The following is a 17,573-nucleotide window of genomic DNA, read 5'->3' as shown; positions in this document are numbered from 1 at the left end:
CCGTGCGACAAGCGCGGGGCTTCCAAGCGTTAGGCGGTCTCTACATGGCGATTAAGAAGCTTCCATCCACCGGCGATATGCCGCGCACCACAGGCGTCCCGGAATCGCTTGTTGCCGGCGGTGACGCCGATTCGGCGGGGTTCCCGTGGGAAGGTCGAACCTTCGAACACCATGAGACTGCGTTCGCAGATGATGACGGCTCGACTCCAGAGACGTACCTTGCCGCACTCGGTGCGATGCGTGAGGCCGCGGCTGGCCTTGCGGGGGCGGCGGATCAGGCAGCAGCATTTGCGCTGCTCGGTGAGCGCCGAGCTGAGTTGATCGTTGCGATGTCGAAGATCCGCCTCCTCATTCCTTTGGTGGCGGAAGCGGGCGACATCGGTGAGACACCAGATGGCCGCATCGTTGAGAAGTCACAGGAGCTCTCGATCGTGACGGTTGCAGCACCTGATGGACGTCGAGTCATGCCGGTGTTTACCTCCGCGGAGGCCATGCGGGATTGGAACCCCGAGGCGCGACCCATCCCGGTGCCAGCGCCACAGGCTGCTGTCGCGGCTGCGCAAGAAGAAACAGATCTTCTCATCATCGATCCGGCTTCGGCGGAGACTCGAGTTGGGGTGCGTCGACCAGAGTTGCAAGCGCTTGCGCTCGGGGAATTTTTGCTGCCAGCGTGGGCAGATGTTGCAGTGCGTCAAGCGTTTCTTGCAGCGAGTGCGGGGGAGCCGCGTCTGCAGGCACTTGCGGTGATTCCTGGCGATCCGACCGGTGAACTTGTCTCAGCGGAAACAGAGGTGCGCCTACTCGTTGAGCCGGGCCTCAACCGTGAGGGACTCGCCGACCTTGTCACCGCGCTTCAGCAACGCTGGGCTGCGAACGCGACCATTGCTGACCGCGTTGATTCGCTGAAGGTTGTTCCTCAGATGCCTGCATAGCCTTGTCTGCTCGTTGTGTCTCGGTGGTACGCTAGCTCGGTCTTATAATCCGTCCGCGTCACCAAGGTGGCGCTTGAGAAAGGCTGACGCATGTCATCTGCAAAGGTAACTGGCGCGCCAAAACGAGAACAGTGGACCGGCCAGTTCGGGTTCATCTTCGCTGCGATCGGTTCGGCTGTCGGGCTTGGCAATATTTGGCGTTTTCCTGGCGTCGCATTCGAAAACGGCGGTGGCGCATTCCTCATCCCGTACTTCGTGGCGCTCTTGACCGCAGGCATTCCGATTCTGCTCTTTGACTACGCCGTTGGTCATCGCTTCCGCGGTTCCGCACCGCTCGCACTTCGCCGTGCGGCTGGTAAGGGTGGCGAAACCATCGGGTGGTTCCAGGTCATGATCAACGTCTTCATCGCAACCTACTATGCGGTCGTGGTGGCGTGGGCAGTGAGCTACTTCGTGTTCTCGTTCGACTTGAAGTGGGGCGATGATGCAGCGGGATATTTCGTTGGTGAGTACCTGCAGACTTCCGAGGCGCCGTTCACGATGGACTTCGTCCCTGCCCTGCTGATTCCGGTTGCGGCGATCTGGGCAGTGGTGCTCATCGTGCAAGCGACCGGTGTCGCAAAGGGTATTGAGAAGATGAACGTTGTGTTCTTGCCGTTGCTCGTGGTGACGTTCCTTGCACTCGTCATTGGCGCGATCACTCTTCCTGGCGCACTCGACGGCGTAAGCGCATTCTTCACGCCTGACTTCGCTGCACTCGCACAGCCGAAGGTGTGGATCGCTGCCTACGGACAGGTCTTCTTCTCGCTCTCTGTTGCGTTCGGCATCATGGTGACGTACTCGTCATACCGTAAGCGTCGTTCGAACCTCTCGTCGCCAGGCCTGGTGGTCGCTTTCGCGAACTCCTCCTTCGAGTTGCTCGCGGGTGTGGGCGTCTTCGCGGCGCTCGGCTTCTTCGCGGCACAGCAGGGAATCGGCGTGAACGAAATTGATGGCATCAGCGGCGTGAGTCTCGCATTCATGACGTTCCCAGCGATCGTTGCAGAGATGCCCATGAGTCAGCTCTTCGGTGTGCTCTTCTTCGGTTCGATCTTCCTCGCCGGTATTACCTCGCTTATCTCGGTGCTCGAGGTCATCATTGCTGCGGTCATGGATAAGTTTGGTCTGTCGCGCCGCCAAGCGGTCTGGGGCGTTGGTGGTCTGCTCGCAATGATTTCGCTTGCGCTGTACACGACGACCTCAGGATTGAACACCCTCGATGTCATCGACAACTGGGTCAACAACTTCGGCATTGTCTTTGCTGCGGTCATTTCTACGATCGTTGTGATGTGGATCTACAAGCGTGGTCCAGAGCTTTCGCATCATATTTCGGCGCTTTCGACGTTCAAGGTCGGCCGAGTCTGGCGATTCTTCGTCGGTATTTTGAGCCCGCTCGTGATTGGGTTCATGCTCGTACAGGTCGTCGTCTCGCTGACGCGCGACGGCTACGGTACCTACCCGAGCTGGTACACAAACCTCTTTGGCTGGGGCTGCGTTGCGATCATGGTGCTTGCCGCGCTGATCTTCACGTCGATTCCGTGGAAGTATGATCCGAACAAGTTTGTGCCGTACCCTGAGTTCACGCCAGAGAAGCAGCCGACCGTTGAAAAGAGCAACGCATGACCCCGATTTCTCTCACCTTTATGGTGCTGTCGTTCGTCGTGCTGTGGGGCGGGCTGATCGCAAGCTCCGTGTTCCTAACGAAGCACCCCGAGCTTGACGAGTCTGAGTACCCGCCTGGTGGTCTAGAGGACGCCGATAAAGCGCTCCACCACTCGAGTACCACCTACGAGTAATCAAACGATTGCCGCTCTTCGGAGCGGCAATCGTCGTATTACCCGAATGCTGCGAGTAGTGCGACGTACGATGCAGTGCCAACGGCGATGCTGATGAGGGCGCGACGTTTGGTGAGTATGTGAGTGATGATGGTCACTCCGGAAGCAGCGAGAACGATCCACCACTTGCTGGGTGCTGCGACGATCGACTCTTGCAGCACCACCACCGCGAGCATGAGGAGAATTCCTGCGGGCATCCACTGCCCGAGCAGTTGCACAAACTTGTTCTTTCGCAACGGTTTCAGAATCGCGAATGGAAGTGCGCGCAACGCGAAGGTAATGAGGCCGCTCACCAATACAGCGATCAGCAGATATGTCGTTTGGGTCATGCCTGTTCCTCCGCGTTGCCAGGTTCTTCGAGGAGTGTGTCGCGTGCCCGCTGCCAGAGGTAGCGCCCGACAAGTGACAAGGTGAAGAGCACGAGGGCAGCGAGGAGTGCTTGCTCTGGCATTGTCACCATTGCGACGGTGACAGCCAGTCCTGCCAAAACTGCGGAGGGGATTTCGCGCTTTCCTCGAATGGCGTCCATGGTCATCACGATGAACAATGCAGTAAGCGCGAATTCGAAACCTGCAATCGGGCCTGGCAGCGAGTTCGCGACGAGTACACCAAGGAGGCCACCCGCAACCCAGTACCCCTGCATGCAAAGCTGCCCAGTCACCATCCGTGCGGATGTAATGCTCTTGTCGGGCATGATCGTGTAGGTTGCGTACGCCTCATCGATCATCGCGTACATGGAATACCAGCGTGGCCAACCCCGACGTACTTTGTGGAGCGGGAATGAGAACGGGTAAAACACGTGCCTGAAGTTCAAGGCGAACACCGTGACCGCGATGGTAATGAGTGGTGCATAAGCGGCGAGCAATCCAACGAGGAACAACTCGACGGAGCCTGCAAAGATGCCGATAGACAGCGCAGGCGTGAGCCACCAGGGGAGGCCTGCCTGGATAACCAGCATGCCGAGCGCGAACCCGAGTGGGAAGATGCCTAGGCCTACGCCAAAGGAGTCTTGCATGCCTGCGCGAATGTCTGCGCGGCGTGAAGTTGCCGCTATCTGCGCGGGTTCGGATTCCATGGAAGTAGTTTGCCGCATTTTTGTGGCAATGTGTGTGCTCAAATATGGTGCGGAGTTCAGGAATCATGCAATATATATGCATGGATGAATTAGATCGTGCAATTATTGAGATTCTCGAACGCGAAGGGCGTCTCAATAATGTCGACCTTGCTGCGCGGATCGGGCTCACGCCCGGGCCCTGTCTGCGCCGGGTCCAGCGGCTCGAGCGCGATGGCGTGATTCGCGGCTACCACGCAGAGGTGGATCCAGCTGCGGTGGGCCGGGCGTTCGAAGTCATTCTGCTCTTCGAGCTTGCGTCACATGACGCGGCCACTATCGAGTCGTTTGAGCGTGAAGTGTCTGACTTGCCTGAAGTGTTGGAGCTCAGACGCCTCTTCGGGAGCCCGGATTACTTTGCTCGGGTCGGCGTGGCCGACCTTGCCGCATATGAAGACTTTCACACACACCGGGTGAGTGCAGTCACGGGTGTCGCGCGTTTTACCTCGCACATCGCGATCAAGAACGTCATGACGGGCCGTCTCGCAAGTGGCTGACGCACAGAGGAGTGGGGCGCGTAGCAAGCTGCCACGCGCCCCACTCCTCTGTGGTGAATGCCTAGATGACTGAGCCGGTGTACTTTTCGCCGGGTCCTGCGCCGGGAGCATCGGGTACCTGCGATGCTTCGCGGAATGCGAGCTGCACTGAGCGCAGGCCGTCGCGGAGGCTGCGTGCGTGCATATCGCTCACCTCGGGCGCACCCGCGGTGATGAGGCCTGCGAGTGCGTTGATGAGCTTGCGTGCCTCGTCAAGGTCAATCTGATTCTCTGGATCATCCGCGAGGCCGACCTTTACGGCCGCTGCGCTGAGCAGGTGCACTGCGGCGGTGGTGATGATCTCAACAGCGGCGACGTCAGCAATATCGCGGGCCGCATCTGCAACGCTTTCAGGGGCGTCGTTGGAGATCTGCTGATCTTCTGCGTTTTCGCTCACAGTTGTCCTGTTCTTTCGGTGGTATTCGCTTGCAACGAATCTTGTGCTAAGCTTGCTGAGGTTCTCGGCAAGCAGCCGGGAGCTACGGAAGAGGAGATTCTCCCACCCGGCACCACTTATAGGTTACCGGGTAGTTGGTACCCCGTCGCACAGCGACAGCTAAAGGGTATGAGACGCGCGAGTCGTGTGTCATTTCTCTGAATCCGTTACACCCTAAGGGTGGATCATTACGAGATCAGAGGAGTCGGCAATCAGCGAGCCCCGTACTAACGACCGCATCCGTGCAACTGAACTGCGCCTGGTAGGCCCAGGTGGCGAGCAGGTGGGTGTGGTGTCAATCGACGTTGCCCTCCGCATGGCAGCCGAGGCAGAACTCGACCTTGTCGAGGTAGCGCCTAACTCCAAGCCTCCCGTTGCGAAGATCATGGACTACGGCAAGTTCAAGTACGAAGCTGCGCAGAAGGCTAAAGAAGCTCGTCGTAATCAGGCCAACACGGTTCTTAAGGAAGTTCGCTTCCGTTTGAAGATCGATAAGCATGACTACGAGACCAAGCTCAAGCGCGCTATCGGCTTCCTGTCGCAGGGCGACAAGGTGAAGGCAATGATCCTCTTCCGTGGTCGCGAGCAGTCGCGACCCGAGCAGGGTGTACGTCTCCTCCAGCAGTTCGCGGAGGACATCGTGGAATTCGGCTCGGTAGAGTCGTCGCCGCGCATTGACGGCCGCAACATGGTCATGGTCATTGCACCCGTCAAGAACAAGTCCGAGGCAAAGGCAGAGCAGAATGCTCGCCGCGCTGAGGAAAAGGCAACCCGCCGTGCTGAAAAGAGCAACGACTCGGAAGCGGCTGCCGAATAAGACCTGCGACGATCTTTGATCGTTTCGCGCCAGACGCAGTCGCCCAGGCGGCGCGCACCACAACAAGGAGAAATCGATGCCTAAGCAGAAGACCCACTCGGGTGCTAAGAAGCGCTTCAAGCTCACCGGTAGCGGCAAGCTGATGAAGCAGCAGGCCGGTATGCGCCACAACCTCGAGGTCAAGGCCTCGAAGCGCAAGCGCCGCCTGAACGCTGAGCAGGTGCTCAGCAAGGGCGATGCCAAGCAGGCAATGAAGCTCCTCGGCCACTAATTCGGCCCACCGTTCTTTAACTCAGTAAGGAAACACTGAAATGGCAAGAGTCAAGCGGGCCGTCAATGCCCACAAGAAGCGTCGCGTTGTTCTTGAGCGTGCATCGGGCTACCGCGGACAGCGTTCGCGTCTGTACCGTAAGGCGAAAGAGCAGCTGCTCCACTCGCACGTTTACGCATACAACGACCGTCGCAAGAACAAGGGCAACTTCCGTCGCCTTTGGATCCAGCGCATCAACGCAGGTGCACGTGCAAACGGCCTGACCTACAACCGTTTCATCCAGGGTCTCGCGATCGCTGGTGTTGAGGTTGACCGCCGCATGCTCTCGGAGCTTGCTACCAACGAGCCCACCGCATTCGCGACGCTCGTTGAGGTTGCAAAGAACGCACTGCCCGCCGACACCTCGGCACCCAAGGCAGCGTAAGCTCTTCACAGCTGTATAGAAATGCCCCGGCTTCGGCCGGGGCATTTCTATTTCTCCCTGGAGAGTAGGGTTAAAGGGTGAACGACGCCATTCTTGAAAACCCGAAGGCCACCCGTGTGAAGCGTGCGGCAGCGCTTGCCCGTAAGAAAGAGCGCCGTGAACAGCAGCGCTTCTTGGTGGAGGGGCCACAAGCCGTACGTGAGCTTCTTGTGCACCAGCCAGCACTTGCTGAAGTGGTCTACGCAACGATCGGCAATGAGCCCTGGCAGCGAGAAATGGATCACCTTGCAAATGAAGCAGGTGTGCGCATCGAGCGCGCCACGCCTGAGGTCCTCGCTGCGCTAGCGGAGACTGTGCAGCCACAGGGCGTTATTGCGGTTGCTCGCTTGGAGAACGCCTCGGTTGAAACAATGCTGGAATCGGCGCGGCTTATTGCCGTACTTCATGAGGTGCGTGATCCTGGCAACGCTGGCGCTGTCCTCCGTGCGGCAGATGCAGCAGGCGCTGATGGGGTGATTTTCACTGGTGATGCGGTAGACCCCTGGCATCCCAAAGTGGTGCGGTCAACTACGGGTTCGATGTTCCATTTGCCCGTGGCAGTTGTTCCGGAGCTTTCTGACGTTGTTCAGGCTGCTCGGTCAGCTGGGCTGGAAACGATCGCCGCAGATGTTCGGGGAGCGGACCTCACGCATGCCCGCGCACACGGCGATCTCAACGGAAGTATTGCTTGGGTCTTTGGGAATGAAGCTCGCGGCCTGAACGAAGCAGAGCGAGAGGTGATCGGGCGAGCACTCAAACTTCCCATCTATGGCTCTGCTGAATCGCTCAACCTCGCAACTGCGGCAAGTGTGCTTCTCTACGAGACAGCGTTCGCTCAACGCGGCTAAGCGCGCGGCGCCACGCGTTGTGCGATGTGCGGCACATACGCGTGAGGGGCGGGCAGGTACACGATCGTACCTGCCCGCCCCTCACACTGTTCCTGCCCTAGTTGAAGAGCGACGCGCCGATGATGTCACCGCTCTTGAATCCGGGAAGCATGGCAAAGACAGCGGATCCGGTGTGCGTGACCCATTCGTTCAACATGTCGAGCTCGTCAAGCCGTTCCTGAATAGGGACGAATTGCTTGCGCGGATCTCGCTGGTAGCAGACGAAGACCAGGCCGGCCTCGGTTCCCTCGTCATAGTTGATTGCACGCCGGTAGATCCGCTCGCTCGGATCAGTCGAGTGTGCACGGCGAGAGTGAGCGGTGATGGGGATGGCTGGTAACCCGAGGGCATTCTTCGCTTCGAAGTCCATCGGTGTGCTTTCGTCGCCACCGGTGATGGGAGCGCCGGTATCAAGGGTGCGCCCGATGGTGTCTTCCCGGCCTGGACGATCGACCTGATCCCAGGTATCGAGCTCCATGCGAATCCGGCGGAAGACGAGCGCGGAGCCACCTTTCAGCCAGCCTTCGCCCTTCTCAGTACCGTCGATCCAAACGAGCTCAGAGAAGTCGTCATCTTCTGGGGATGGGTTGACGGTCCCGTCAACCTGGCCCATGAGGTTGCGCATGGTCTTGCCTGGGGCCTCGGCGCCGCGTGACTGTCGGAAGCCCTGTTGGAACCATGTCGGTGTCGCGAAGCTTGCAAGATCTCTGTGCATCATGCGAGCTGCGTGAGAGATAGGCATCTGGCTGTCGGCCTGCAGCACGATGAGGAGGTCACCACCCGAGTATTCAGGCGTGAGCTCGTCAAGTTTAAAAGCGGGAAGTGGTGCAAGCCATGCTGGTACCTTCGCGCTGTCAACTCGCTTCACCAGCTCAGAACCGACACCGACCGTGATTGTGAGTCGAGACGGCCGCGCTGCGAGCTCAGGTTCTGGATCGGCGAGTGGGCCAGCGCCAGACACGAGACCCTCGATGTCATCGGTAAGAATGCGCAACATGCGCATGATTGCATCGCGATCAGTCTCGGGCTTGAGCGTGAATGCAAGGTAGCGTGCGTGCGCAGCGGGCAGCGTGGTAATGCCGGCCTGGTGGGCGCCGTGGCAGGGGAGCGACTCGCCGCCATATCCTGGCTCATCGCCCTCGTACCCCAGAGATGGCTCCACGGTTGGCTCTGCATACCCTGCAGTCAGGTTATTGGCGCGGATCGCGGCGACGGTTGTGGCGCCGCCGGCACCGAGCGCTAGCCCGACACCAGCGCCGATAGCGCTGCCGGTGAGGAGCGCTCGGCGGCTGACGCCGCCGTTCTTGGACGTGTCAGGAGCCGCACGCTTCTTGTCTGAAATGGGCGTGGGATTTTCAGGCGCGACGGACGTGCCGTCAGTGTTCGAAGTCACCGTCAGCTACTCGAGCTCTGAGACGCCGTTGTCTGCGTCCTCTGGTGTAGCGTTGCGCTTTGCCTTCATCGCGAAGGCAGCTACACCGCCTCCGATGACGAGAACACCAGCGATGGCGATGCTGATCCAGAGCCACACAGCGCCGCCGCTTGTGCCTTCGGTCGCGTCTTCTGTGTCAGCAAGTGCTTCTGCGCCAGCAACTGAGGTGATGGTGCGAATCGCAGGGGGCTCAGTTGCGCCCTCAACAACATCGAATTCAAAGCCGCCCTCAATGCGGTGGCCGTCGCTTGAGACAACGCTCCATACGGCCTGATACACACCGGGCTCGAGCGGCTGAAGCGCCTGATTCACGTCCATCCCGTCGATGACCGCATCACCATTGGTGACGTCGGCACCAGCTTCATTCGTCACATTGACGATCGTCGCGCCAGCCATGATGTTGTTGGTGTAGCTCAACGTAATTGCGGAGGCCCCGCCTGATGTGCCCACCTGAACGTCAACGTTGGCAAGTTCGTCGTGCGCGAGCGCGGGAGAAGCCGGCCCCATGAGTAGTGCGAAGAAAGCAACCAAGCCAACAATGAATGCGCGAAGCCAAGGCTGTGACGCGCGGCGCTCTGAAACTGTACTGAGCTGACTGTTCGCGGCGAGAGTGAATCGGTAACCCACTGAAAGGCCTCCATCGTTGGGTTCATCGCATGATGAATGTGGTGTGTCCTACTCAGCAGCTTAGAGAAAGACGCTGGCTGGAGGCTGGACGTGCGTCGGTCTGTCGTGCACCGAAAGTCGCGGAACCTGCACCCATCGGGGCAAGGTAAGATTGATGACCGTGTCAGACATCAATCCGATCACCCAGGAAGCCGTCGATGCGGCTGTTGCCGACGCGCTTGTCGCGTTCGAAGCGGCACAGACCCTCGCCGAGCTGAAAACCGCCCGCACCGCGCACGTAGGTGATGCTTCTGCAATTGCAAAGCTGAACTCGCTCATGCGCGAGGTACCGAAAGACGCAAAGGCAGAAACCGGCAAGATCATGGGCCAGGCCCGCGGTCGTGTCGAGGGCAGCTTTAAGGCGCGCGAGTCCGCGCTTGCCGAGGCAGAGGCTGCCGCACGCCTTATTGCAGAGACCGTTGACGTCACTGAGGCTCCCGTGCGTCGGAAGGCTGGCTCGCGCCACCCGCTTTCGCAGCTGCAAGACGAAGCATCTGACATCTTTATCGGCATGGGCTGGGAGATCGCAGAGGGGCCAGAGCTTGAGCACGAGTGGTTCAACTTTGATGCGCTCGGCTTCGACCCGGATCACCCTGCACGCGCGATGCAGGACACGTTCTTTGTTGATCCCGCTGACCGCCACCTCCTGCTTCGTACCCATACTTCGCCGGTACAGGTACGGTCGCTCCTTGAGCGCGATCTCCCGCTGTACGTCGTGTGCCCCGGCCGCGTGTATCGCACGGACGAGCTTGACGCGACACACACTCCGGTGTTCCAGCAGATTGAAGGTCTCGCCATCGACAAGGGCCTCACAATGGCTCACCTGCGAGGCACCCTCGAGCATTTCGCCCGTCAGATGTTTGGCGAAGAGGCAAAGATTCGCCTCCGTCCGAACTTCTTCCCCTTCACCGAGCCGTCAGCCGAAATGGATGTGTGGCAGCCGAACGCGAAGGGTGGCGCCCGCTGGGTTGAATGGGGCGGCTGCGGCATGGTCGATCCCAAGGTGCTGATGGCGGCTGGCCTTGATCCCGAGGAATACCAGGGCTTCGCCTTTGGTATGGGCATCGAGCGCACCCTGCAGTTCCGTAACGACCTCAACGACATGCGTGACATGGTCGAAGGCGATGTCCGATTCAACCAGCAGTTCGGAGGACTGGTCTGATGCGTATTCCACTCAGCTGGCTGGGCGAGCTTGTTACTCTCCCCGCTGACGTCACTCCCGAAGCAGTGCATGCCGATCTCGTGCGTGTGGGATTTGAAGAGGAGTCGATCCGCCGTTTTGAAGTGACTGGCCCGGTTGTTGTCGGCCAGGTTCTCTCTCGCGAACCCGAAGAGCATTCAAACGGCAAGACCGTGAATTGGTGCCAAGTTCGTGTTGCGCCAGAGGGGCAGCTCGCTGCCGACGGTGGCGCTGACGTACGCGGTATCGTCTGTGGTGCACACAACTTCGTAGAGGGTGACAAAGTCATCGCATGTTTGCCAGGTGCTGTGCTGCCCGGCGGTTTCGCTATTGCGGCGCGAAAGACTTACGGTCACGTTTCTGACGGCATGATGGCGTCGGCGCGCGAATTGTCGCTTGGTGACGAGCACAACGGCATCATCGTGCTCAAGGATTACGACCTCGACCCCGAAGTCGGTACCGATGCGAAAGCACTACTGGGTATCGATGACACCGCAGTAGAGATCAACGTCACCCCTGACCGCGGTTATGCGTTCTCGCTCCGTGGCGTTGCGCGTGAGTACTCGCATGCAACCGGGGCTGTCTTCACCGATCCCGCGTTGAACATTGATGTGGCTCCTGCCGCTGGCTTCAGCGTCAACCTTGCTGATGATGCTCCGATCCGCGGCAAACAAGGGGTGACTGGGTTCGTGACTCGTGTGGTGCGCGGCATCGACGCGACGATCCCCACACCACCGTGGATGGTAGCTCGTTTGCAGCTTGCCGGTATTCGTTCGCTGTCGCTTCCTGTCGACATCTCGAACTACGTCATGCTTGAACTGGGCAACCCGCTGCACTCGTACGATCTTGCAAAGCTCAAGGGTGGCATCACTGTGCGTCGTGCGCAGGAAGGCGAGACACTCGTCACGCTCGACGAGCAGGAGCGAAAGCTGCATCCCGAAGACCTCCTCATCACCGATGAGTCTGGTGTCATCGGTCTTGCCGGGGTTATGGGTGGCCAGTCGACCAAGACTGACGATTCGACCACAGACGTTCTTGTCGAAGCAGCGACATTTGATGCGGTCTCAATTGCACGCTCGTCGCGCCGACACAAGCTTCCGAGCGAAGCTTCGAAGCGTTTCGAACGTGGTGTAGATCCTCGTGTCGCGCCAGCCGCTGCGCAGCGCATGGTTGACCTGCTCGTTGAACTTGCGGGTGGCACTGCTGATGCGCTCGGTTCAGATATCGTCGCGCCATGGGAACCACTTGAGGTCGTACTGCCGATTGCTCGTGTGAATGGTTTGCTCGGCACTGACTACACCGATGCCGAGGTTCGTTCGGCAATCGAACTCATTGGTTGCACGGTGACTGACGGTGCTGCAGGTGAATTGGTCGTCGTCGCGCCAAGCTGGCGCTCGGACCTCACCCGACCTGCAGATCTCGTTGAGGAAGTTGCGCGGATCGTCGGTTACGACCGTATCCCGTCGGTGCTTCCGGTTGCGCCAGCTGGTCGTGGCCTGACCCGTGCGCAGCGACTGCGTCGACGCGCAGCGAACATCGTAACTGCCGCAGGTCTGGACGAGATTCAGAGCTACCCATTCATGTCACGCGATCAGCTCAACGCATTCGGTTCCGGTGCAGAGGAGACCGCAGAGGCGGCAACGGAAGCTGTCCACGCAATTCGTCTCGCAAACGCGCTTGATGCGAGCTCGCCATTCATGCGCCGATCGCTGCTCCCAGGTCTTGTCACCGCGGCACAGCGCAATGCTTCGCGCGGCCTCACTGATCTCGCACTCGTCGAGTTCGGTTCAGTGTTCGTGCCCCTGACGGGTACGCCGCTTGGTACCGCCGTCGTGCCGCCGCTCGCTGAGCGTCCTTCTGACGAGATGCTTGCTGAGCTGAACGCATCGATTCCGAAGCAGCCTCTGCACGCTGCAGGCTTGCTCATCGGCGAAGCCGTGGCCAAGCAGCCAGGTGAAACCGAGCGGGCCTATGACTGGGCTGATGCGCTTGAATACGCGCGTACAGTTGCTGCTGCTGTCTCGGTAGAACTCGTGGTGATGCAGGGTACGCACCGCGCATTCCACCCTGGCCGTACGGCGAATCTTGCGGTACGCGTCGTGAACGATGCCGATGGTGATGAAGGCGGCCTCGAAGTTATTGGTGTTGCAGGCGAGCTCCTTCCTGAGCTTGTCGCGGATCATCATCTCCCAGGACGAGTTGCAGCATTCGAACTGAATCTCGAGCGTCTCATCGACCTCGCACCGCGTGAAGCAACGACATCGTCGCTGTCCGGCTACCCTGCTGCAACGCAAGATCTCACGCTTGTTGTCTCGGCAGACATCCCCGCTGGCGACGTGCTCACCGTGGTCGTCGCTGGAGCCGGTGAGCTTCTTGAAGATGCTCACGTCGTCGACGATTACCGTGGTCAGGGCATCGAAAACGGGGAGAAGGCGTTGACGTTCGCGCTTCGCTTCCGTGCGGCGGACCGCACGCTGAAGGCAGAAGAAGCGAGTGAGGCAAAGCTGGCTGGTGTTGCCGCTGCTGAGCTGGCTTTCGGAGCGAAGCTGCGCGACTAAACCATGCGCTGTGAAAGGGCCGGGGTGACAGGAGAATCTGTCACCCCGGCCCCTTTCTTTTGTGGGGGGGCACCATTGGTGAGACGGCGAAGCTGGCAGCGCTGAGAAAAGTATCCCTGGTGCAACACGCTCATGAGGCTTATGGTTAGCGCACGAGCAAGCCAAAGGAGGCGGGCATGCGTATCGCGGTGGTTGGCGGAACCGGACATATCGGCGCGCACACGGTACAGCTTGCGCGCGCTGCGGGGCACGACGTGTTGACGCTCGCGAGATCCACCGGTTGTGATGTATACGACGGTGCTGGTCTTGATTTGAGTGGTGTTGAAGCCGTGATCGACGTGGTCGACCCTCGTCACGACTACGAGCGAGTCACCTTCTTTGAGCTCGCGTCACGGCGGCTCCAAACGGCAGCATTGGCTGGTGGCGTGCGGCACTACGTGCTGTTGACCACGATCGGTGCAGCTGCGCATCCATATGGGCGATTTGCTGGCAAGGCTGTCCAAGAGCACTGCGTTGCAGAGGGAAAGATTCCGTGGACAATTCTGCCGACAGCGCCTTCATATGAGTTTGCGGAGCAACATGGGAAGTCCGTAGGCGGTTGGGTGTTTGTGCCTGAGGTGCTCGCACAGCCGCTACCTGCGAGAGCAATCGCTGAGCGGCTGCTCTGGGCCGCTGAGAGCGTGCCAGTTGGCTATGCCAGAGCGTTCTCTGGCCCGAATCGTCTGCGACTTGCTGAGATCACTCGACTGGTGTTTGAAGCACGGGCTGATTCGCGCCCAGTCATTGAGCTGCCGTACTGGGGAAGATACGGGAAAACCCTGCGAGACGGATCGCTACTGCCGCAGCAAAATGCAGAGATCTGTACGGTGGGCTATGTGAATTGGCTCTCTGAATACTCGCAATTGCACCGGCATTGATACACCAGCATTGATGCACCTGGTGTGAAGCGATGAACCAGGTGGCTGAGGCCCCAGCGTTGTCCACATGCGCGTTCGCAAAACTTTATGTGGGCGATGACTGGTTGATTGCGATGGCTCTGCGTTTGATGCAGAGCCATGCTTTTCGACCGGTGTCTTTCTTGCAGTGCCGTGTGACGGCCAGTCCCACATCGTCCCGAAGCACGAGGGCGGATTTTCAGCCAGACCGGGCACCTACCTCACCGGACCGGGATGTAGAAACTGATCATCAATCGCTTGTAGGCCGGTAACGTATGACTTATGACTGACTACACGCGTATTCTCACCGCCGCGAACAACCGTGTCGCAACGATCACTCTTCACCGCCCTGAGGCGTTGAACGCACTTGATTCCACGCTCGTGCGTGAGCTGATTGACGCTGCGACAGCGTTTGATGCAGATCCAGAGATCGGCGCAATCGTGATTACTGGTTCGGAGAAAGCGTTTGCCGCAGGTGCCGATATTAAAGAAATGTCGGAGCAGGGTTACGCCGAGATGTACTTGAATGCTCCCTTCCCCGGTTGGGCACCATTTGAGCGGATCCGCACCCCCCTCATCGCAGCAGTGTCAGGGTACGCGCTTGGTGGTGGGTGTGAACTCGCCATGATGTGTGACATCATTCTCGCTGCTGACTCGGCACGCTTTGGCCAGCCTGAAATTAATCTCGGCATCATTCCTGGGTTTGGTGGGTCGCAGCGTCTACCTCGTGCGATCGGCAAGTACAAAGCCGCTGAACTTGTTCTCACCGGACGCCAGATGAAGGCTGAGGAGGCTGAGCGGAGCGGTCTCGTATCGCGCGTCGTGCCACAGAGCGAGTTGCTTGCAGAAGCGCAACAGGTTGCAGAGACCATTGCCTCGAAGTCACTTCCGGCCGTATACGCAGCTAAGGAGGCATTGCAGGCAGCACAGGAGACCTCACTGGCTGAAGGCCTGCGATTTGAGCGGTTGGCGTTTGCGGCACAGTTTGCGACGGCCGATCAGAAGGAAGGGATGCAAGCCTTTAGCGAGAAGCGCGCGGCGAACTTCTCACACCAGTAGCCCCGCTGAATCATGCAGAAATCACAGCATGTTGCGTCTGAAATCGAAGGATTTGCAGTGAAGTGCGAGAATAGAGAGCATCGGTGTGCAGAGATGAAGGAGCGTCGATGACTTTCAGTGTGGCAGTGGCTGGTGCGAGTGGGTACGCAGGCGGCGAGCTGCTCCGTCTGCTTGCTGGCCATCCAGAGTTTGAGATTCGTACGGTTACCGGGCATTCCTCTGCAGGTCGACCCCTTATCGAGTCTCAGCCTCACCTGCGTTCACTTGCACACCTCACGCTTCGCGAAACGACTCCGGAGGTGCTCGACGGTCACGACATTGTGTTCTTTGCGCTTCCGCACGGGGCTTCAGGCGCGCTCACTGCACAGCTGACAGATGTTCGGCTCGCAGTCGATTGTGGTGCTGATCATCGTCTTGCAGATCCCGCGGACTGGGAAGCTTTCTACGGCGGCGAATTCCACGATGCCTGGACGTACGGCGTACCAGAGTTGTTGATTGACGGCGGCAAACGACGCCAGCGCGAGGCCCTCGTCGGTGCAACGCGCATCGCTGCACCTGGCTGCAATGCGTCAACCGTTGGCCTCTCTTTGGCGCCTGGTATTGCTGCCGGTGTGATTCAGGCCGATGACATTGTGTCTGTGCTTGCGGTAGGCCCATCGGGTGCTGGCAAAGCTGCAAAGACCCACCTACTGGGTGCTGAACTGATGGGCACCGCGAACCCGTACGCTGTTGGTGGCACACACCGCCACATTCCTGAGATTCAGCAGTCGCTTCGCCGCGCTGGTGCGCCGGTAGAACCGACCCTGAGCTTCACCCCAGTGCTTGTGCCAATGTCGCGTGGAATTCTTGCGACGACGACCGCAAAGCTGACCCCGGGTGTGAGCGCTGCTGAGGTACGTACGGCGTGGGAAAACGCGTACGCAGATGAGGCTTTTGTTCACCTGCTCCCAGAAGGAGTCTTCCCGCGGACCGCAGACACCCTTGGGGCAAACACCTGCCTCATGGGTATTGCGATCGATGAAGCGGCACAACGTGTGGTCATCGTCGCGGCACTCGATAACTTGGCCAAGGGCACTGCTGGCGCTGCAATTCAGTCAGCGAACATTGCTCTTGGGCTCGCTGAAGACACTGGTCTGTCAGTGAACGGGCTAGCCCCCTAAGCGCGAGTCACTCTCACTCACGTTAGAACAGTGCTCGCCAACGAGCGAGCGGATCGCGTCGACTAATCGACGCATGAAAAGGAGTAGCGATGAGCGTCACCGCACCCCAGGGGTTCCGGTCTGCGGGTATCGCAGTCGGCCTCAAGTCCACCGGAAAGCCTGACCTCGCTCTCGTCGTGAATGACGGCCCGAAGCCAGAGTCGGCTGTGGTCTTCACGATGAACCGTGCCCAGGCGAACCCAATCTTGTGGAGTCGCAAGGTCGTGCAGAACGGTCCTGCACGCGCGGTTGTGCTGAACTCGGGTGGCGCGAACTGCTTCACCGGTGATTTCGGGTATGAAACCACAAAGCTCACGGCTGAAGCTGTTGCGGCCGCGCTTGACGGCGCGGAGGGCGTAGCCGACCACGTGCTGGTGTGCTCCACCGGTCTGATCGGAGCAGGCGACCAGACGTTCCGAGACAAGATTGTGCTCAATATTCCGGCACTGGTCGAGCAGCTTTCTGCAGACGACACGACGGCACCCGCGGCTATTTTGACGACCGACTCGGTAGAAAAGGTGGCCTCGCATCAGGGCGCAGGCTGGACGATCGGCGCGATGGCGAAGGGTGCTGGCATGCTTGCGCCTGGCCTCGCAACGATGCTCGTCGTGATCACGACTGACGCGGTGCTTGACGCCGAGGCGCTCGATCGTGCGCTTCGTGCAGCGACGAAGGTGAGCTTCGATCGTCTTGACTCTGACGGATGCATGTCGACCAATGACCAGGTGACTCTGTTGTCCTCTGGAGCGTCTGAAGTGACGCCTGACGAGGCAGAGTTCACCTCGGCACTCATCGCGGTGTGCGACAGTCTTGCGGCTCAGCTGCAGGCAGACGCCGAAGGCGCAAGCCACAACATCGACATTGAGGTACTCGGTGCCGCGTCTGAGGAAGATGCGGTTGAAGTAGGCCGTGCGCTCGCACGAAACAATCTCTTCAAGGCTGCGATCTTTGGCAACGACCCGAACTGGGGCCGTGTGCTTGCTGCGATCGGCACCACCGAGGCAGCCTTCGACCCGTACCAGGTTGATGTGAGCTTCAATGGCATTCGACTATGCCACGCAGGAGCCCCAGACCGTCCCGTCACAGACTGCGATCTCACTCCGCGTGAGACCCATGTTCGTATCGAGCTGTTTGCTGGCGAGGCTCAGGCACTGATCCGCACGAACGATCTCACGCATGACTATGTGCATGAGAACAGCGCATACTCGAGCTAGGAC

19 protein-coding genes are annotated in these 17,573 nt (G+C 59.5%); 14 read left to right on the top strand and 5 right to left on the bottom strand.

Annotated elements, in window-relative coordinates; genetic code table 11:
* Positions 1-44 precede the first annotated feature (44 nt).
* From FW756_RS08655 to FW756_RS08645, 3 genes are all read left to right on the top strand, one after another.
* On the top strand, positions 45-932 hold the full coding sequence (locus tag FW756_RS08655) for an SseB family protein (protein WP_446429762.1): 888 nt from the start codon (positions 45-47) through the stop codon (positions 930-932).
* A gap of 90 nt (positions 933-1,022) precedes the next feature.
* Positions 1,023-2,594 (top strand): sodium-dependent transporter, encoded by a 1,572-nt coding sequence (locus FW756_RS08650; RefSeq protein ID WP_446429761.1) that lies wholly within the window; start codon positions 1,023-1,025, stop codon positions 2,592-2,594.
* On the top strand, positions 2,591-2,767 hold the full coding sequence (locus tag FW756_RS08645) for a methionine/alanine import family NSS transporter small subunit (protein WP_446429760.1): 177 nt from the start codon (positions 2,591-2,593) through the stop codon (positions 2,765-2,767). The genes FW756_RS08650 and FW756_RS08645 overlap by 4 nt, the downstream gene beginning before the upstream one ends.
* A 38-nt stretch (positions 2,768-2,805) precedes the next feature.
* Here the strand turns inward: FW756_RS08645 and FW756_RS08640 are convergent, their stop codons facing one another.
* Both FW756_RS08640 and FW756_RS08635 read right to left on the bottom strand, forming a co-directional pair.
* The gene (locus FW756_RS08640; protein WP_446429759.1) at positions 2,806-3,135 is read right to left on the bottom strand and encodes a branched-chain amino acid transporter permease; all 330 of its coding nucleotides are present in this window, start codon (positions 3,133-3,135) and stop codon (positions 2,806-2,808) included.
* Positions 3,132-3,881, bottom strand: coding sequence for an AzlC family ABC transporter permease (locus FW756_RS08635; protein WP_446429758.1), 750 nt, complete (start codon positions 3,879-3,881; stop codon positions 3,132-3,134). The genes FW756_RS08640 and FW756_RS08635 overlap by 4 nt, the downstream gene beginning before the upstream one ends.
* An 80-nt stretch (positions 3,882-3,961) precedes the next feature.
* Here FW756_RS08635 and FW756_RS08630 point away from each other — a divergent pair, with 80 nt between their 5' ends.
* The gene (locus FW756_RS08630; protein WP_446429757.1) at positions 3,962-4,414 is read left to right on the top strand and encodes an Lrp/AsnC family transcriptional regulator; all 453 of its coding nucleotides are present in this window, start codon (positions 3,962-3,964) and stop codon (positions 4,412-4,414) included.
* Positions 4,415-4,475: 61 nt separating this feature from the next.
* Here the strand turns inward: FW756_RS08630 and FW756_RS08625 are convergent, their stop codons facing one another.
* Positions 4,476-4,850 carry a DUF1844 domain-containing protein gene (locus FW756_RS08625; RefSeq protein ID WP_446429756.1) on the bottom strand — a complete coding sequence of 125 codons (375 nt, stop codon included), beginning with the start codon at positions 4,848-4,850 and terminating at the stop codon, positions 4,476-4,478.
* A 250-nt stretch (positions 4,851-5,100) separates the two neighbouring features.
* Between FW756_RS08625 and infC the strand changes: the two genes are divergently transcribed.
* From infC to FW756_RS08605, 4 genes are all read left to right on the top strand, one after another.
* A complete protein-coding gene (gene infC, locus FW756_RS08620) occupies positions 5,101-5,706 on the top strand; it encodes a translation initiation factor IF-3 (RefSeq protein WP_446430034.1) in 606 nt (201 codons plus the stop codon).
* Between the two features lie 76 nt (positions 5,707-5,782).
* The gene (rpmI, locus tag FW756_RS08615; protein WP_446429755.1) at positions 5,783-5,977 is read left to right on the top strand and encodes a 50S ribosomal protein L35; all 195 of its coding nucleotides are present in this window, start codon (positions 5,783-5,785) and stop codon (positions 5,975-5,977) included.
* Positions 5,978-6,017: 40 nt separating this feature from the next.
* Positions 6,018-6,401 (top strand): 50S ribosomal protein L20, encoded by a 384-nt coding sequence (gene rplT / locus FW756_RS08610; RefSeq protein ID WP_188023701.1) that lies wholly within the window; start codon positions 6,018-6,020, stop codon positions 6,399-6,401.
* 77 nt (positions 6,402-6,478) lie between these two features.
* Positions 6,479-7,288 carry a TrmH family RNA methyltransferase gene (locus FW756_RS08605; RefSeq protein ID WP_446429754.1) on the top strand — a complete coding sequence of 270 codons (810 nt, stop codon included), beginning with the start codon at positions 6,479-6,481 and terminating at the stop codon, positions 7,286-7,288.
* Positions 7,289-7,385: 97 nt separating this feature from the next.
* Here the strand turns inward: FW756_RS08605 and FW756_RS08600 are convergent, their stop codons facing one another.
* Together FW756_RS08600 and FW756_RS08595 are read right to left on the bottom strand one after the other, a co-directional pair.
* Positions 7,386-8,720 carry a Dyp-type peroxidase gene (locus tag FW756_RS08600; RefSeq protein ID WP_446429753.1) on the bottom strand — a complete coding sequence of 445 codons (1,335 nt, stop codon included), beginning with the start codon at positions 8,718-8,720 and terminating at the stop codon, positions 7,386-7,388.
* A gap of 6 nt (positions 8,721-8,726) precedes the next feature.
* The gene (locus tag FW756_RS08595) at positions 8,727-9,386 is read right to left on the bottom strand and encodes a copper resistance CopC family protein (RefSeq protein ID WP_446429752.1); all 660 of its coding nucleotides are present in this window, start codon (positions 9,384-9,386) and stop codon (positions 8,727-8,729) included.
* 160 nt (positions 9,387-9,546) lie between these two features.
* Here FW756_RS08595 and pheS point away from each other — a divergent pair, with 160 nt between their 5' ends.
* The 6 genes from pheS to argJ all read left to right on the top strand — a co-directional run bounded on the left by pheS (position 9,547) and on the right by argJ (position 17,570).
* A complete protein-coding gene (gene pheS, locus FW756_RS08590; protein ID WP_446430033.1) occupies positions 9,547-10,587 on the top strand; it encodes a phenylalanine--tRNA ligase subunit alpha in 1,041 nt (346 codons plus the stop codon).
* The gene (gene pheT / locus FW756_RS08585) at positions 10,587-13,163 is read left to right on the top strand and encodes a phenylalanine--tRNA ligase subunit beta (RefSeq protein ID WP_446429751.1); all 2,577 of its coding nucleotides are present in this window, start codon (positions 10,587-10,589) and stop codon (positions 13,161-13,163) included. Before pheS ends, pheT begins: the two co-directional genes overlap by 1 nt.
* 176 nt (positions 13,164-13,339) lie before the next feature.
* On the top strand, positions 13,340-14,080 hold the full coding sequence (locus FW756_RS08580) for an SDR family oxidoreductase (protein WP_446429750.1): 741 nt from the start codon (positions 13,340-13,342) through the stop codon (positions 14,078-14,080).
* 300 nt (positions 14,081-14,380) lie between these two features.
* A complete protein-coding gene (locus tag FW756_RS08575) occupies positions 14,381-15,157 on the top strand; it encodes an enoyl-CoA hydratase-related protein (protein ID WP_446429749.1) in 777 nt (258 codons plus the stop codon).
* A gap of 107 nt (positions 15,158-15,264) precedes the next feature.
* Positions 15,265-16,317 (top strand): N-acetyl-gamma-glutamyl-phosphate reductase, encoded by a 1,053-nt coding sequence (argC, locus tag FW756_RS08570; protein ID WP_446429748.1) that lies wholly within the window; start codon positions 15,265-15,267, stop codon positions 16,315-16,317.
* An 89-nt stretch (positions 16,318-16,406) separates the two neighbouring features.
* On the top strand, positions 16,407-17,570 hold the full coding sequence (argJ, locus tag FW756_RS08565; protein WP_446429747.1) for a bifunctional glutamate N-acetyltransferase/amino-acid acetyltransferase ArgJ: 1,164 nt from the start codon (positions 16,407-16,409) through the stop codon (positions 17,568-17,570).
* Positions 17,571-17,573 lie beyond the last annotated feature (3 nt).

The sequence above is a fragment of the Leucobacter sp. 1207-22 genome, assembly GCF_052850455.1.
The sequence above is the reverse complement of the archived record's forward strand: the minus strand, read 5'-3'. Positions and strand labels throughout refer to the sequence as shown.